General features: G+C 40.0%; 16 protein-coding genes. 13 read left to right on the top strand and 3 right to left on the bottom strand.

Annotation, left to right across the window (positions count from 1 at the left end; all coding sequences use genetic code 11):
• Window position 1 precedes the first annotated feature (1 nt).
• The 6 genes from hisC to JU57_RS07265 all read left to right on the top strand — a co-directional run bounded on the left by hisC (window position 2) and on the right by JU57_RS07265 (window position 7,175).
• The gene (gene hisC / locus JU57_RS07290; RefSeq protein ID WP_037958959.1) at window positions 2-1,102 is read left to right on the top strand and encodes a histidinol-phosphate transaminase; all 1,101 of its coding nucleotides are present in this window, start codon (window positions 2-4) and stop codon (window positions 1,100-1,102) included.
• Between the two features lie 12 nt (window positions 1,103-1,114).
• Complete coding sequence (fliF, locus tag JU57_RS07285) at window positions 1,115-2,845, top strand: flagellar basal-body MS-ring/collar protein FliF (RefSeq protein ID WP_037958955.1); 1,731 nt, start codon at window positions 1,115-1,117, stop codon at window positions 2,843-2,845.
• Entirely contained in the window at window positions 2,842-3,870 is a 1,029-nt protein-coding gene (fliG, locus tag JU57_RS07280) for a flagellar motor switch protein FliG (RefSeq protein ID WP_037958952.1), read from the top strand. The genes fliF and fliG overlap by 4 nt, the downstream gene beginning before the upstream one ends.
• A gap of 4 nt (window positions 3,871-3,874) precedes the next feature.
• Entirely contained in the window at window positions 3,875-4,678 is an 804-nt protein-coding gene (gene fliH / locus JU57_RS07275; RefSeq protein WP_037958949.1) for a flagellar assembly protein FliH, read from the top strand.
• Between the two features lie 15 nt (window positions 4,679-4,693).
• Complete coding sequence (gene dxs, locus JU57_RS07270; RefSeq protein WP_037958946.1) at window positions 4,694-6,526, top strand: 1-deoxy-D-xylulose-5-phosphate synthase; 1,833 nt, start codon at window positions 4,694-4,696, stop codon at window positions 6,524-6,526.
• A gap of 229 nt (window positions 6,527-6,755) precedes the next feature.
• Window positions 6,756-7,175, top strand: a complete 420-nt coding sequence (locus tag JU57_RS07265) for a transcriptional repressor (protein ID WP_037958943.1) — start codon at window positions 6,756-6,758, stop codon at window positions 7,173-7,175.
• A gap of 46 nt (window positions 7,176-7,221) precedes the next feature.
• Here JU57_RS07265 and JU57_RS07260 read toward each other — a convergent pair whose 3' ends face one another.
• On the bottom strand, window positions 7,222-7,818 hold the full coding sequence (locus JU57_RS07260) for a peroxiredoxin (RefSeq protein WP_037958940.1): 597 nt from the start codon (window positions 7,816-7,818) through the stop codon (window positions 7,222-7,224).
• 110 nt (window positions 7,819-7,928) lie between these two features.
• Window positions 7,929-9,899 carry a methyl-accepting chemotaxis protein gene (locus JU57_RS07255; RefSeq protein ID WP_037958937.1) on the bottom strand — a complete coding sequence of 657 codons (1,971 nt, stop codon included), beginning with the start codon at window positions 9,897-9,899 and terminating at the stop codon, window positions 7,929-7,931.
• A gap of 211 nt (window positions 9,900-10,110) precedes the next feature.
• Between JU57_RS07255 and JU57_RS07250 the strand changes: the two genes are divergently transcribed.
• The 6 genes from JU57_RS07250 to JU57_RS07225 all read left to right on the top strand — a co-directional run bounded on the left by JU57_RS07250 (window position 10,111) and on the right by JU57_RS07225 (window position 13,485).
• On the top strand, window positions 10,111-10,395 hold the full coding sequence (locus tag JU57_RS07250; RefSeq protein WP_025343499.1) for a 4Fe-4S dicluster domain-containing protein: 285 nt from the start codon (window positions 10,111-10,113) through the stop codon (window positions 10,393-10,395).
• A 153-nt stretch (window positions 10,396-10,548) separates the two neighbouring features.
• Complete coding sequence (gene ndk, locus JU57_RS07245; RefSeq protein ID WP_037958933.1) at window positions 10,549-10,962, top strand: nucleoside-diphosphate kinase; 414 nt, start codon at window positions 10,549-10,551, stop codon at window positions 10,960-10,962.
• Window positions 10,963-10,967: 5 nt separating this feature from the next.
• Window positions 10,968-11,336, top strand: a complete 369-nt coding sequence (locus tag JU57_RS07240) for a DNA-binding protein (RefSeq protein WP_037958930.1) — start codon at window positions 10,968-10,970, stop codon at window positions 11,334-11,336.
• Window position 11,337: 1 nt separating this feature from the next.
• Entirely contained in the window at window positions 11,338-11,490 is a 153-nt protein-coding gene (gene rpmF / locus JU57_RS07235; RefSeq protein WP_037958927.1) for a 50S ribosomal protein L32, read from the top strand.
• Window positions 11,491-12,483 carry a phosphate acyltransferase PlsX gene (gene plsX / locus JU57_RS07230; RefSeq protein WP_037958924.1) on the top strand — a complete coding sequence of 331 codons (993 nt, stop codon included), beginning with the start codon at window positions 11,491-11,493 and terminating at the stop codon, window positions 12,481-12,483. It begins immediately after the preceding gene.
• 9 nt (window positions 12,484-12,492) lie between these two features.
• The gene (locus tag JU57_RS07225; RefSeq protein WP_037958922.1) at window positions 12,493-13,485 is read left to right on the top strand and encodes a beta-ketoacyl-ACP synthase III; all 993 of its coding nucleotides are present in this window, start codon (window positions 12,493-12,495) and stop codon (window positions 13,483-13,485) included.
• Window positions 13,486-13,527: 42 nt separating this feature from the next.
• Here the strand turns inward: JU57_RS07225 and JU57_RS07220 are convergent, their stop codons facing one another.
• The gene (locus JU57_RS07220) at window positions 13,528-14,355 is read right to left on the bottom strand and encodes a prephenate dehydrogenase (RefSeq protein WP_037958920.1); all 828 of its coding nucleotides are present in this window, start codon (window positions 14,353-14,355) and stop codon (window positions 13,528-13,530) included.
• 129 nt (window positions 14,356-14,484) lie between these two features.
• Between JU57_RS07220 and bamA the strand changes: the two genes are divergently transcribed.
• Window positions 14,485-16,743: an outer membrane protein assembly factor BamA gene (gene bamA / locus JU57_RS07215; RefSeq protein ID WP_037958917.1), complete on the top strand. Its 2,259-nt coding sequence runs from the start codon at window positions 14,485-14,487 to the stop codon at window positions 16,741-16,743.
• Window positions 16,744-16,811 lie beyond the last annotated feature (68 nt).

Below are 16,811 nucleotides of genomic sequence, written 5' to 3'. Positions count from 1 at the left end.
AATGCAATTTAACGGTGTTTTAGCAAATTTAAAAACGTACGAAGCGGGCAAGCCGATTGAACTTGTGGTACGTGAGTATGGCATTGAAGCCAATGATGTGATTAAACTAGCGAGCAATGAGAATCCAAGAGGGTGTAGCCCCAAAGTGATTGAAGCGGTACGCGCGGAAGCGATCCATATGAACCGCTATCCGGATGATAGTATGTATGAACTCAAAGAGGCGTTGGCGCACAAATACTATGTTGAAGATAAAAATATTATTATCGGTTCAGGAAGTGATCAAGTCATTGAGATCGCAATTCACGCTAAAGCCAATGCGAATACGAAAGTGTTAATGGCAGGCATTACCTTTGCCATGTATGAGATCTATGCGCTTCAAACAGGGGCAAAAGTGCTTAGAACCCCTTCGGCTCAGCACAATTTGAAAGAGATGCTTGAGATTTACAAAGCCAATAACGATATTTCGATCATTATGCTCTGTATTCCGAACAATCCCTTAGGTGAGTGCTTGGATGCCAAAGAGGTGTATGCCTTTTTAGATCAGATTGACAAAGAGACGTTAGTGGTGGTTGATGCCGCTTATTTAGAGTACGCACGCTTTAAAGATCCGGCTAAAAATATTGATGCCCAAGAACTCATCACCAAATACCCCAATGCCATTTACACAGGCACCTTTTCCAAAGCGTATGGACTGGGTGGCATGCGTTGTGGGTATGGCATTGCACAGCCTGAGATCATTCAAACGTTTTTGAAACTTCGCGCACCGTTTAATATCACCAATTTGACGCTCAAAGCTGCGATTGTGGCACTCAGTGATGAAGCGTTTGTGAATGCTTCGGTGAAAGAAAATTTTGAGCAGATGAGCGTGTATGAGGCGTTTGCGAAAGAGCTTGGATTTAAAGTGATTGAGAGTTATACCAACTTTATCGTTTTAGAATTTGATGCGAGTAAAAACTCGGGCACCATTGCGCAAAAGTTGATGGAAAAGGGTATAATCGTTAGAAATTTAGGATCGTATGGTATGAATGCTATTCGTGTCACTATCGGAACACCAGAGCAAAACGCACGCTTTTTTGAACTCTTTAAAACAATTTACATGTAAGAGAAAGACACCATGGAGCTTAGAACACTTTTAAACCAAATAGCAACACTTATACAAAACTTGACCTTACGCCAAAGGATTGTTGCTGCCGTATCAATTGTTGTCCTGATTGGTTTTTTAGTGTTTTTAACGCTTTATAAAAATTCGACCTCTTCTAAAGGAAGTGGTTACAGTGTTTTGTTTGAAAACACAACGTCAGGTGATTCAGCGCTGATTATTCAACAGCTTGAAAAAGAGAAAGTTCCTTACAAAGTGCTCAATGAAGGAACCATCGCAGTTCCTAGTGATGTCGTTCATAAACAACGTATTGCCATTGCAGCCCTTGGCATTCCTAAAAACAGCAAAGTTGGCTTTGAAATTTTTGATAAAACGGACTTTGGTGCGACCGATTTTGAACAAAAAATTAAATACATTCGCGCCCTTGAGGGTGAATTGGCACGTACGATTGAAAGCCTTGGGCCTATTGCCAATGCAAGTGTGCATATAGCGATTCCCAAAGAGACCGTTTTTGCACAAAAACAAGCGGCTCCAACGGCTTCCATTGTCTTAAATATTCGCCCCAGCATGAATCTCTCCATCAAGCAGATTATCGGCATTAAAAATCTCGTGTCAGCGTCTGTTTCTAACCTGAGTGCAGAGAATGTCTCTGTGGTGAATCAAGACGGAGAGCCTTTGGGCGATGAGCAGAGTAACATCTTCCAAGGTGAACTTGTTAAAAGTCAGATGCGGTATAAAAAAGAGTTTGAGCACAATGTCGAGCAAAAAATTATCAATGTCTTAGCCCCCGTTATTGGCGGTGTGGATAAAGTGAATGCTAAAGTCACGATTGATTTTGACTTTTCGCAGCAAGATTATGTGAGTGAAACATATGATCCAAACTCCGTTCCACGAAGTGAGCAGAGTGTTGAAGAGAAACGCGAAGGCAAAGAACCTCAAGATATAGGGGGCGTTCCAGGTGCTATCAGCAACATAGGTCCTGTTCAAGGGCTTGAAAATGGTAAAAAAAGTGAAACTTATCAAAAAAGTTCCACGACAACCAATTATGAAATTTCTAAAAAAGTTGTCAATTCCAAAGATGAATTTGCTAAGATTAAACGTTTAACCGCCGCTGTTGTTGTGGATGGTAGCTATAAATACGGAGTTGATAGTGAGGGAAAAAAGAAGAGTGAGTTAGAGTATTTTCCACTCTCCAAAGAGCAGATGGATGCTATTCGTGATGTGGTGCGCCAAACGGTTGGGTTCAATCAAACAAGAGGAGATGAAGTCACCGTCAGTAACTTTGAGTTCAAACCACTCTCCAGTGATGGAACCCGCGCACCGACCAAAGATATGATGGATAAAGTCTCTAACTACGTGGGACCATTAGTGCCACTGGTGAAATACCTGATCGTGGGTATCTTGCTCTTTATCTTCTACAAAAAAGTCATCATCCCCTTTAGTCAAAAAATGGTGGAGACAAAATTGGATGACTTTGAAGATGAAGTTGAACCTATTTCGACCCATGAAGAAGAGGGTGCCGAAGATACCTTGGAGAAATTCAGACAAGCGCGTAAAAAAGTGGAAGATCAGCTTGGTATTGGTCAAGACTTTAACGAAGAAGCCCTTAAATACGATGTTTTACTTGAAAAACTTAAACATGTTGCTGAGCAAAAAGGTGATGAATTTGCTGCGCTCTTACAGTCTATGATTCGCAATGAAGGTGACTATGATGGCAATAGAAACAGTTCTAAGGATATTGGATAATGAAACTAACAGAAGAGCAAAAAATCCTCTATAATGAACTCTCAATGGCTGAAAAAGCAGCCATTTTGATGATCCAGTTGGGTGAAGATTCAACCGCTAACCTTTTTTCCCATATGGAAATTGATGTTGTAACGGATATTTCCAAATTTATTGCAACGGCAAAAAATATTGATAAAGCGGTTGCCAATGCTGTCCTTGAAGAGTTTTATGTCATTTTACAATCAAACCAGTACATCCGAAGTGGCGGTATGGAGTATGCAAAAGAGATTTTATACCGTACTTTTGGAGCAGAGGGTGCGCAGAAGATTCTTGATAAGCTCTCCAAATCGATGGAAAATTCCCAAAGCTTTGGGTATCTCTCTCAAATCAAGCCTCAACAGTTGGGTGATTTTATTATGAATGAGCATCCTCAAACGGTTGCTTTGATTTTGGCGCATATGGATCCAACCAGTGCGGCTGAAACACTCTCTTTTTTCCCAGATCAACTCAGAAGTGAAGTAACAATTAGAATGGCAAACTTAGGCGAGATTTCTCCGTCTGTTGTCAAAAGAGTTTCGGCTGTTTTAGAGAATAAACTTGAATCCTTGACATCGTACAAAGTTGAAGTGGGTGGTCCTCGTGCGGTGGCTGAAATCCTCAACCGCTTGGGTCAAAAAGCGTCTAAAACAACGATTGCCTATATTGAACAAGCCGATGAAAAACTCGCATCTATTATCAAAGATATGATGTTTACGTTTGAAGATATTATGAAACTGGATGGCAATGCGGTACGTGAAATCTTGAAAGTTGCCGATAAACGTGATTTGATGGTAGCCCTCAAAGGCTCAGCTGATGATCTTAAACGCAAATTTTTTGATAATATGTCACAGCGTGCCCAAGAAGCGTTTGTCGAGGAGATGAACTTCTTAGGGGCGGTGCGTGTTAAAGATGTCGAAGAGTCTCAACGAAAGATTGTTGAAGAGGTGCAAAAACTCTCAGAACAAGGCATCCTCCAAATCGGTGAAGCCGAAGAGATGATAGGTTAAGATCGTGACAGAAAATATCATTGATAAAGCAAAAGTAGACGATCACTCGGTCAAACCGTATCGGTTTAAGGTGCTAGGCTCTAACGTAGTAGATGGTGCAACACCTTTACATGTAAATGAAGAATACATCACTGAAAACACCTTTGATAGTGAGTCCAAGCATGTTCCTGATGAGATTGTTAACATCGCTCGGATTGAAGAAGGAACCCAAAATCAGTTTATTGAAGAGCTGCTTAAAAAAACTGATGAATTGACCACTAATGTGGTGAAGCTTCAAATTCAAATTGAAAAACAAGAACAAGATTTTAATAATAGACTGAACGAAGAGCTGACCAGAGAGCGTGAAAATGCTTATGCGCAAGGATACCAAAAAGCCAAAGAAGAGTTCGAAGAGGTGACATCTGAGATGAAGTCGCGCTATTTAAAATCTATTGGGCATTTGGATACGCTGTATAAAAGCATTGAAGAGCGATTGGCTAAACTCGAAACCGACATGAGTGTGACAGCGTTTGAGATCGCCAAAGAGGTGATTAAAAAAGAGGTGAGTGTCTCCAGTTCAAAAATTGCCGCATCCCTTTCAAAAGCGTTATTGCAAGAGGTTAAGGATGCGATTAAAATTGAACTGAGAGTTAATCCAAAAGATGTAGAGGCACTAAAAGAGCTTTATGCAGAAGACGAAAAGATTAAAGTAACGTCTGATGACGCTATTACCTTAGGCGGCGTTGTCATTTTAAGCGACGTGGGAAACCTCGATGGCAATTTGGCAATGCGTTTAGAAAAAGTAAAATATTTACTACAAGAAAATTAAAAAGCACTGGAAGAGATGAAAACATTACGAGAATACTCTATTGAAGAATTGAACGAATATTGTGAGCAAATCAGGCAAAAAATTATTCAGACCGTCAGTAAAAATGGAGGGCATCTGAGCAGTAATGTAGGTGCTGTAGAGCTGATTGTTGCCATGCACTACGTTTTTGATGTGAAGAATGATCCTTTTATTTTCGATGTCAGTCATCAAGCCTATACCCATAAACTGCTCACCGACCGTTGGGATCGTTTTGATACCCTTAGGGAACTAGATGGCATCAGTGGCTACACAAGGCCGGATGAATCACCGTGCGATTACTTTGTTGCAGGACATAGTTCTACGTCTATCTCCCTTGCTGTGGGCGCTGCAAAAGCGATAGCGCTCAAAGGTGAGCAATACAAGCGTGTACCCATTGCGTTGATTGGCGATGGCTCTCTCAGTGCAGGAATGGTGTATGAAGCACTCAATGAGTTAGGAGATCGCCGTTATCCGGTTGTTATCTTACTCAACGACAATAAAATGAGTATTTCAAAGCCCATTGGCGCCATCAGCAAGTTTCTATCCAGTGCGATGGCGGGTGGATTTTACCAAAGAATTAAAAAAACAACCGAACAGATTTTGCAGTACCTACCAGAGAGTGCGACGTACATGGCGAAAAAATTTGAAGAGAGTTTTAAGCTGATTACGCCTGGTATTTTATTTGAAGAGTTGGGTATTGATTATATTGGACCAATTGATGGGCATGATGTTGAAAGTCTCATTCGTGCATTGCAATCCGCGCGAAGCCTTAAAAAACCGGTGATTGTTCATGCACAAACCCTCAAAGGCAAAGGCTATGAGATGGCAGAGGGATACTATGAAAAATGGCATGGCGTCGGTCCTTTTGATGTGGCAAGTGGTGAGGCGATTAAGCAAGGTGTGAGCAAAAATGCAACGGTCATGTACTCTGAAGCACTGATGCAGTTGGCTAAAACGCATGACAATGTTGTAGGTGTGACCGCAGCTATGCCTAGTGGAACAGGGTTAACCCCTTTGATTCAAGCCTATCCCAATCGTTTTTGGGATGTAGCCATTGCTGAACAACATGCCGTCACATCGATGTGTGCAATGGCAAAAGAGGGTTTCAAACCCTATATTACAATCTACTCTACATTTTTGCAACGAGCCTATGATCAAGTGATCCATGATGCCTGTATTATGAATTTGGATGTTGTTTTTGCGATTGATCGAGCGGGTATTGTCGGTGAAGATGGCGAGACCCATCAAGGGGCATTTGATATTTCCTACTTAAGTGCAATTCCAAATATGACCCTAATGGCGCCACGCGATGAACAAAGTATGCACGCAGCAATTCACTACTCGTATCTCCACAAAGGTCCCTTAGCCATTCGCTATCCAAGGGGCGCATTTTTAGAATCAGATGCTTTTGAATCCGTGCCGTTTGAGTATGGAAAAGCACAACTGCTCCAACAAGGGCAAAGCAGCATTCTTCTGTTAGGCTATGGTGCAGGGGTTGGAAAAGCTGTGGCAACCGCAAAATTATTGGCGGAGAAAGGTATTGAAGCAGCCATTGTCGATTTGCGATTTGTCAAACCTTTGGATGAGCCGCTGTTGATCTCCTTAGCGCAAGAGTATGATCAGTGGTATGTCTTTAGTGACAGTGCCAAAATTGGTGGTGTTGGCTCATTGCTGATGGCATTCAAAGAGAAATATGCCTTACATGTAAAGATTAAAACCTTTGAATATGAGGATGCTTTTATCACGCATGGTGCGACACATTTGATTGAAAAAAAATTGGGAATTAGCATTGAACAGTTATCAGAGGCAATTTTAAAAGAACTCTATTAGAGTTCTTGCAGAACTTTTTACACGTCTTTAAAGCAAAGCTCCAAAGACTACGTTAACACTGGGTTTTGCTCGGCGCAATGCCCACGCACCTCTGGTGCTTTTTCTTCTTGCAAAGTGTATTTTGCAAGAAGTCTATTAATTAATAAAAACTATTAGTTAGTTTTTTTTCAGGAAAATTGATTTAAATTATGGAATCATTCAGAAAATGATTATAGGAAAGGGGTTAATGATGAATGATTTTATCACTCTTCTCAAAACCAAAGAGCTTAAAGCCACACCCCAAAGAATATCGGTTCTTAAAGAGTTAGGTAAAAAGATGCACCCAACAATCGATGATCTGTATGAGGCGCTTAGAAAAGAGAATCCATCGATGTCTTTGGCAACGGTTTACAAAAACCTTGCGACACTGAAAGAAAAAGGGGTGGTCATTGAGGTCAATACCGCTGAGGGAAAAATGCGTTATGACATCTACTCAAAGCCACATATTCATCTTATTTGTAAACAGTGTGGTGCGATTGAAGATGTGGATTATGACCAAAATTTGTTTGAGTATCAAATAACATTAGAGCAGGCTAAGAGCGTTAAAATTGATCGAATGGATGTGATTGCTAGTGTTGAATCATGTTCTGTGTGTCAAAAGAGGTCGTAAAAAAAGAGGTCACGCTAAGAGAGATGAACTCTCTTAGCGAAGAGGATTAAAGTTTATCTGAGTTATGCGCAAGATAGTCTGCAACACCTTCGGTGCTTGCTGTCATACCTTTATCGCCTTTTTGCCAACCTGCTGGACACACTTCACCGTATTCGTTTGTAAAGAGCATGGTGTCGATCATGCGTAACATCTCATCGATATTTCTTCCAAGAGGTAAGTCATTGATCACAGCGTGTCTTACCGTACCGTCTTTGTCGATCAAAAATGAACCACGAAGTGCTACACCTTCTTTAAAAAGAACGTCGTAATCACGGGAAATTTGTTTGGTAATGTCGGCAACCAATGGGAATCTTACTTGACCAATGCCACCTTGATTGACGGGTGTATTTTTCCATGCAAAATGTGAAAATTGTGAGTCGATAGAGATACCAACGATATTAATTCCACGGTTTTTAAACTCTTCGAGTCTTTTATCAAAGGCAATGATTTCAGAGGGACATACAAAGGTGAAATCGAGTGGATAGAAGAATAAAACAGTTCCTTTGGATCCAAAGTTTTCGTAGAGATTGAAGTTATCGACAATTTGATTGTCACCAAGAACGGCAGTTGCTGTAAAGTCAGGAGCTTTATTGGTTACTAACATTAAGTATCCTTTAATTGAGAATTTTTATTGGTACAGAAATTATACAATTAAATATAAAAAACTCTTTTAATCAATAAGACTAATTTTATCCAATAAGTTTTAACCCAAATTTAGGTTCTAAATTCTTCAAGCTTATGGTTGAGGTTTTCCGTCATTTTACTGAGGTGTTCCGCGGCTCCTGCTATCTCTTCAACGCTGCGGCTATTTTCCGTTGAAATTTTATTGATTTCACCTATTTTCGTGATAATAGCATCAATTTCAGTGCCGGTTTGAAGATAGTTATCAACCGTATTTTCAGTTGTTTTTGTTACCGCATCAATAATGGTGAAGCTCTCTTGCAGACGATTTTCAACCTCTTGTGCGCTGATGGCGAGTTCCTCAATTTTGTGAGAGTTGTGACTCATTTGTTCGCTGGAATTGACGATGGATTGAACAATCACATTAATCGTTGCATTGATTTCAATAAGGCTTTTTTGAGTACGTTCAGCCAACTTTCGTACTTCATCTGCAACAACCGCAAAACCACGCCCATGCTCTCCTGCGCGCGCAGCTTCAATGGCAGCATTTAAAGCAAGGAGATTGGTCTGATCTGCAATGTCACTGATAACGGTTAAGACACTTCTAACTTGTTCCGCATCAATACTCAGTTGACTCAATTTTTGGGCAAGTTCAATTTCGGTAACGGAACTTTTTTGTATCTCATCGGTAAGTGCAACAACGGCATTACTCGCTGAGTAGAGTGAATGGTTGGCTTTAACCATCTCTTCTTTACTGTTTTTAGCTTGCTCGATAGAACCTAGCATATTGCCACGGACTTGATTGGCTTGTTTGGTCGTATCAAAGACGATAGTGGTCGATTGTTCGACCAACTTTTCAACTTGCAATGAGGTTGTTGAAAGTTCATGAGAGATGGAAGAATTCTCGCTAGAGAGCGATTTTGCATTGCAGATGAGAACACGCACTTTTTCAATAAAGTGGTTGATTTGCTCACTTGCTTGAGCAATTTCATCGCTACCTTTAATCTGTAGTTTTCGGGTAAGATCGCCATCTCCACTGGAGAGCTCTTTGGCTTTTTCGATCAGGTTATTAAGCGGTTTGGTAATAATTTGATTGATAATGACCCAGATAACAAGCACAATGGCCAACGTAAGAACTAAAGAGGTAATGATCAGTATATCTCTTAGTTTATCGTTCGCCGCTTGAAAATCTTTTTCATTGGCTTTGGCAACTAAAACCCAATTCCATTTATTAAAGGCTTGAAAACTGACAATTTTCTCTTCGCCCTCTTCCACGATATGGAACATCCCATTTTTTTGCGCAAGCATTTTTTTATCGAGTTCTGAAGTAATTTTTGCCCCATCATTTTTGGGGTGAATATCGTACGACTCACTTTTGGTATTCATCGCATAAAAATAGCCATGTTCTCCAATTTTCATCGTATTGATCTGTTCTTCAAGTCCTTTGAGCCCTTCGGTAAAATTGTAACCAATAAATAAAATCCCTAAAATTTTATTTTCTTCAATAATAGGAGCATAAACGGTAATATAATCTTGACCAAAAAGCCGCGCACTACCGATATATTTTTGTTTTTTCATAATAGGTTCATACGCGGGACTGTTTTTACCTAGATAGGTTCCCATGGCACGTGAGCCATCCTCTTTTTTCAAGGAGGTAGAGATACGAATAAAATCATCCCCATTCAATACAAAAATAGTTGCAATCGCTCCGGTAATCTCTTTAAAAGCTTCCACTTTTGCAAAGTTGTTATTGAGTGTGTAGCCACCTGCCGCAATCAAAGGGGTATCAATACCATTGACTTTGATCTTCTCCTTGGCATCGACATGAAACGTGCCAAATCCTGCCTCAAAAATACTAAAAAGTTTCACTGCTGTATCTTCAAGAGCACTGTTATACACGTGAACAGTTTGTTGTAAATCTGCAATATTTGAATGAATTTTTTGCTCAGTTTCTTGCTTAATATAGCCACTCAGATAAAAATTGATGTAAAAAATAAATGAAAAAATAGAGATCGAAACAATCAAGACTTGTAAAATGGTCACTTTTTTTGCTATCGAGTTCATGTATATGCCCCTGAACTAAAATATTAATGAAATGATAGTATTCAAATAATCCTTTTAAGATTGTTAAAGGAGAGAAAAAACGTCAATGAACGTCAATAATGGTTTACCTTCCTTTGGTTTGATATGTTAAGATTACAAACAATTTTAATATCAATTTTAATTTAGTTTCGATATAGTTTTTTGCTAGTAAAAACTGAAGTAAGGAGAAATTATGGCAGTAAAAATTACTGATATTTGTATCGCATGTGGTGCCTGTATCGATGAGTGCCCTGTTGAAGCAATTGTAGACGATAGTGACAACCCAACAGGCGCAGATATTTATTATGTATATGCTGATAAATGTGTAGAGTGTGTTGGACATCATGATGCCCCTGCATGTGCCGAAGCATGCCCAACGGAAGGATGTATTGTGTGGGACGCACCTTATCCTGGACAACCAAGCCGTGATGAAATCGGTGCAGATTTAAGAAAAGGCACAACACCTTGTGCTGAATAAAAACAGTCAAAACTAAAGAGGATTTTTCCTCTTTAGTTTTACATGTAAGATACTTTAGTAGCTCTTTATTGATATTAAAAAAAAATTCTGCTATACTCCCACGTTCTAATTCCCTACAAAGTTATGAAATTTAATTATATATAGGAGCGTATTGTGGAGAGCACATTATCCATTATTAAACCAGATGCAGTAGCAAAAAACGTTATTGGTAAAATTGTTGACAGATTTGAATCAAATGGATTAAAAATTGCAGCGATGAAAAAAGTACAACTCAGCCAAGCGGATGCAGAGGCTTTTTACGCTGTTCATGCCAGTAGACCATTTTTTGGTGAATTAGTTTCATTTATGATAAGTGGACCTGTTGTCGTGATGGTTTTAGAAGGCGAAAATGCCGTTCTTAAAAACCGTGATCTTATGGGTGCAACCAATCCTAAAGAGGCAGCTAAAGGTACGATTAGAGCTGATTTTGCCGATAGTATTGATGCAAATGCAGTTCATGGTAGCGATAGTTTAGAAAATGCAAAAATCGAAATTGATTTCTTTTTTGCACGAAGAGAAATTCTTTAATTTCAATGCAGATCGAATTCAAAAAAATTCCCACAACTGGGATTCATTTTGAAACATCTCTCGGTGAAATCAGATTTTTTGGGGAAGCTTTCAAGACAAGTAAGACAATGGTAAAATGCACAGGTACGATGGAGGGAACCCTTCTTCATGTGTGTGATAGATGTGCTGAAAGTTTTAAGCTGATGGTGAATGAAGGGGTGGAAGTCTTTGCAAGTGAAGGTCTCTATGAAGATACTGAGGGTGAAGAGCTTTTAAATATAATAGAGTTTTTTGACGGTTCGATTGACCTTGCTGCAATACTGCAAAGCGAGATCGAAGCTTTCAAAAGCGATTACCACTATTGTGGACAATGTGAACAACTAAAAGGAGAATAAAATGGCTGTACCTAAGAGACGCGTGAGTAAAACCAGAAGCGCAAAAAGAAGAACACACTACAAAGTTACTCTTCCTATGCCTGTTAAAGACACCGATGGAACATGGAAAATGCCTCATAGAGTGAACAAAACGACAGGCGAATATAAAAACTAAATGCTAACCATAGCAATTGACGCGATGGGCGGGGATTTCGGTCCTGCCCCCATTGTTGAAGGAACACTTCACGCATTAAGAGAACGTGATTTTAAAGCACTTCTTGTCGGGGAGGTTGCTCTTCTTAGATCCCTTACCCCTCATGAATATTTAGACAGAATCTCATTTGTTGAAGCTACGGATGTTCTTGATATGCACGAAGCCGCAACCAATGCTCTCAAACGCAAAGAGACCTCTATTTATAAAGCCGTTGATTTGGTTAAAGAGAAAACAGCAGATGCTGTTGTCTCCATGGGGCACAGTGGCGCAACGATGAGTTTAGCAACCTTGCGTATTGGAAGACTCAAAGGTGTTTTACGTCCTGCTATTGCTACCATTATGCCAACCGCTGTTCCTGGAAGGTTGAGTTTGGTATTGGATGTGGGTGCCAATGTGGATTGTAAAGCAGAGCATTTAGCACAATTTGCGGTTATGGGCGAAGCCTATGCCAAAGATGTGCTGAACATTGCTAAGCCTAAAGTTGGCTTACTCTCAAATGGTGAAGAGGAGAGTAAAGGCAATGAAATTACAAAAGAGGCATTTTTAACACTCAAAAAATGTGAGAGTTTTGTCGGTAATGTCGAAGGCAATAATGTTTTTGATGGCTCTGTGGATGTCATCGTTTGCGATGGATTTGTGGGTAATATTTTACTCAAAGCCAGTGAAGGCGTTGCCGATTCAATTACCAAGATTATTAAGCAAAATGTAAGGCGCTCTCCTTTAGCAATTGCTGGGGCAGTATTGATGCGCAAAGTCTTTAAAGTGCTTAAAAAACAAGTTGATTATGCAGAGTACGGTGGAGCTCCACTGATTGGCATCGACGGTTGTGCGATTATCGGGCATGGCAAAAGCAACTCTAAAGCGGTTAAAAATGCTATTTTTCAAGCCATTAATTTTTCAACTTCCAATATCAATGCTGATATTGAGCAAAAAATAGCACTACTAGAGCAATAAAGGATAAACGTGTACGCATCTTTAAAATCCATTGGAGGTTATGCTCCTTCTCGCATTCTCAGCAACAGCGATCTTGAAAAAATGGTTGAAACCAGTGATGAGTGGATTGAGAAGCGTACAGGAATTAAAGAGAGACGTATTGCTGCGGACGATGAATCAACCAGTGATTTAGGTGTCAAAGCAGCTTTAAAGGCCATTGAACGTGCAGGAATTGAAAAAGATGAGATTGATCTTATCATCTGTGCGACACTTTCTCCTGATTATTTATGTATGCCATCAACCGCGTGTGTGATTGCAGGAAAGTTAGATATTAACAATGTCATGGCATTTGACATCAGCGCTGCATGCAGTGGTTTTGTCTATATGCTCTCCATGGCAAAAGCTTTTATTGAATCTGGGATGAAAAAAAATATTTTGCTTATCGGTGCTGAGAAAATCAGTAGTATGATTGACTATACCGATAGAGGTACCTGTATTCTCTTTGGTGATGGTGCAGGCGCTGCGATTATTGGTGCGACTGAGAACAAAAACGAAGCTATTTTAGATATTCACGCCTCCGCGGATGGTCGTTATGGCGATCTTCTCATCACTCCAGGGTGTGGATCCAAATACCCATGCTCCCAAGAGACGCTGGATACGAAACTCAATTACATCAAAATGCAAGGCAATGAAGTCTACAAAGTGGCGGTGAAAACTTTGACCAATGATGTGATCGATATTTTAGAAAAAAATAACATTGATGCTTCGCAAATTGATCATTTTATCCCGCATCAAGCCAATTTTAGAATCATCGAAGCAGTACGTGCGAAACTGAATTTTCCTATCGAAAAAACCGTTTTAACGGTCGCAAAATATGGCAATACTTCCGCAGCTTCTATTCCGATGGCAATGAACGATGCGTATGAAGAGGGACGTATTAAAAAAGGTGATCTGATGCTCTTAGATACCTTTGGTGGTGGCTTTACCTGGGCAAGCGCTCTTGTACGTTTTGGTGGTCAATAAGCTTTACATGTAACCCTAAAAAAGCTTACATGTAAAGCTTTTTTAGAGAATTTTATGCAAAGTCGTGGCTTTGCTCATCCACGCTTCAAGACCACTCCAGTCCTCTTCTTCAATCATTTTTTTTGACTTTTCAAGCTCTTGCTCAAATATTTCAATCGAACTTAAAAGATTGGTTTTATTTTGTCTAAAAATATCCGACCACATGTGAGGCGAACTCTTAGCCACGCGGCTCATATCCCTAAAACCGCCTGCTGCAAGGGCTAAAATGCTCTTAGGATCTTCTTGTCCCATAACACTGTTTGCCAGCGCGTAACTGATCACATGGGGAAGATGTGAGATAAACGAAGCATGCGCATCGTGGGATATTGGGTCCATAAAGACGATTTTCATTCCAATGTGGGAGAACATTTGAATCGCTCGGTTTTTGTGTAAGTCATTGCTGTTGTCAGTATCGCATAAAACAACCACTTTATCATGGTAGAGATTTTGAATCGCTGCACTGGGGCCAAATTTTTCGGTACCGGTCATCGGGTGCGCGGCAATGAAGTTGGATCGAATCGATTCAGGTACAGAGGCTACGATCTCCGCTTTGGTACTTCCTAAATCAATAATCGTAGTGGTATCGCGCACATCTTTGAGATCCTGAAGTGCTTTGATAATACCTCCAACAGGAATGGCAAGGAAAATCACATCGCAGGCTTTAATCTCAGCAAAAGAGACAATGTCGTGTACGAGATTGAGTTTTAATGCCTCTTCACAGTGGCTCAGATTGTGGTCGAAGCCAACAATTTTAGAGACCAATTTGGTGTTCTGGAGTGCTAAACCTAAAGAGCCTCCCATCAAACCAAGTCCAACAATACCAATAACCATCCAAACTCCTTTTCTGCCGTATCTTCGAGCACTTATCTGTAACCTTATATGAGGTTTAATAGGCACTTAATTCTAGAGATGGTATTATATTCAAAATATCTAAAAAAATAAATTCTAGGGCTAATCAGTATGAAAAAAATAACTGCGTTGTCTCTTGTTGTCGCGACTACTTTGTGTGCGGCTCCGTTAAAAAGCCTTCAGTTTGATGGTTTGATCCACCTCTCTCCCGAGATGGCTTCAGAGATGATCGATATGAGAGCTGGTGACTCTGTCGATATGGAAAAAATCGATAAAGCAGTCAAAACGCTTTACAAACAGAACTATTTTGAAGATGTTTGGGTCGAAGAGGTGAGCGAAGGTGCTCTATTGATCCATGTGAAAGAAAAACCCGTGATTGCAAAGGTCGATTTTTTAGGCATTAGCGATAGCGACAAAGATGAAATGAATAAGCTTGCAGGCATCAAAAAAGGTGAAGTGTATGATGCGGAACGAGCAGAACTCTCCAAACTCAAAATTATTAAGTTTTATGAAGATAAAGGGTACTTTGATACCGTTGTTGAGATCAAAACGACTCCGTTGAGTGAAAAACTCTCAATGTCATTGGATTTTGTGATTAACCGCGGTGAAAACGTTGTGATTAAAAACGTTACCTTATGTGGTACAAAAGAGCTGGATTATGATGATGTTGAGCCCAATATTGCGAACAAGGCAGAAGAGTGGCTTCCTTGGATGTGGGGCTTTAACGATGGAAAGCTTAAAACCAGTGATATAGAGCATGATTCTGCACGTATTAAAGATACCTATATGCAAAAAGGTTACTTGGACTGTGAAGTGAGTCAACCTTTCTTAAAAACCTACCTTGATAGCTATACCGCTGATCTTGTGTACAGTATCAGCGAAGGCGAACAGTACAAAGTGGGTACGATTGCGATTGAAATTCCAGAAGGCTTTATCGATAGCGATGAAGTGATTAAAGCGATGTTCCTTCAAAATGGAAAAGTCTTTAACGTTGCAAAACTTCGTAAAGATATGACACTGATTGAAACCAAGGTCGCCGATCTTGGCTATGCGTTTGTGAAAATTGTTCCGGATGTTAAAAACGACAAAGCAACCCATATCGCAAACATCACATACCGTGTTATCCCCGGTGAAAAAGTCTATATCAATAATGTCAGAATCGCAGGCAATAGCCGAACGATTGATCGGGTTGTCAGACGAGAAATCTATCTAGCCAATAATGATCTTTACAGCAGAACCGATGTTACCGATACAAAGAGTGCGCTTAAGCGAACAGGTTATTTTGAAGATGTTGAGATTAAAGAGGAGCGTTTGAGTAAAAACTCTATGGACTTAGTCATTAATGTCAAAGAGGCTTCAACAGGTTCCATCGGTGGTGGTATTGGTTATGGCTCATCCGATGGACTTTTGTTAAGTGCGAGTGTGTCTGATGGCAATATCTTTGGTTCAGGCTTGCGAGCGGGTATTGATGTTGAAAGATCTGATAGTGAGCTTAACGGTGCACTCTCTTTAAGCAACCCACGCCTTTTTGACTCTGTGTACAGCCTCGGTGGTAAAATTTATGCCGCTGACAATGACTACGACTATTATGATGAAGAAAAATATGGTATTAATATTGTTTTGGGACGCAAAATTGCACGTAACTGGGGTGTTTCAATAGGGTATATTTTGGAACAATCGAAGCTTTCGAGTCTTGATGATTCTCTTCAATATTTAATAGATGAAGATCGCTTGACAACAGATAGAACTCTTAAAAGCTCGATTGTTCCTGGTATCTCATTTAACAATACGGATGATTACTACCTTCCCCGCAGTGGTATCGCTGCAAGCAGCAGTTTAGAGATTGCAGGATTGGGTGGTGATGAGAAGTTTATGAGCAGTGTCAATAAATTTGCAACCTATTATGGTCTGCAAGATTTGATCGATTATGATTTAATTTTACGTTACAAAGCACAGTTCAAATACCTTGCCATCAATGATGCAGATGAAAAATATTCGTTTGGTGAGAAATACTATATGGGTGGTGTTAGAACCATTCGTGGTTATGAGTCTAACTCCATTTCTCCAAGAGGTACGACGGCAACATCAAGTGAGCCTTTAGGTGCGCTTGTTGGTGGTAACACAATGCTCATTAATACCGTAGAAGCGAGCTTCCCATTGATCGAACGTCTTAAAATGCGCGCTGCACTCTTTTTTGACTATGGTATGATTGGTGAAGATAATTTAAATATTAAACGTGGTGGTACGGGTATTGCGCTTGAATGGGTCTCTCCATTAGGACCGATTGGGCTTATCTTTGCACAACCCGTTATGGATGAAGCAGGGGATGAAAAAGCATCCTTTGAATTTACAATCGGTCAGAAATTTTAAGCTTACATGTAGCCAAGGAAAGAGTCTCTTTCCTTGGTCTTCTTCGTTTCTAACTTCTAAACTTCCTA

The organism is Sulfurospirillum sp. SCADC, assembly GCF_000743525.1.
Lineage (GTDB): Bacteria > Campylobacterota > Campylobacteria > Campylobacterales > Sulfurospirillaceae > Sulfurospirillum.
The sequence above is the reverse complement of the archived record's forward strand: the minus strand, read 5'-3'. Positions and strand labels throughout refer to the sequence as shown.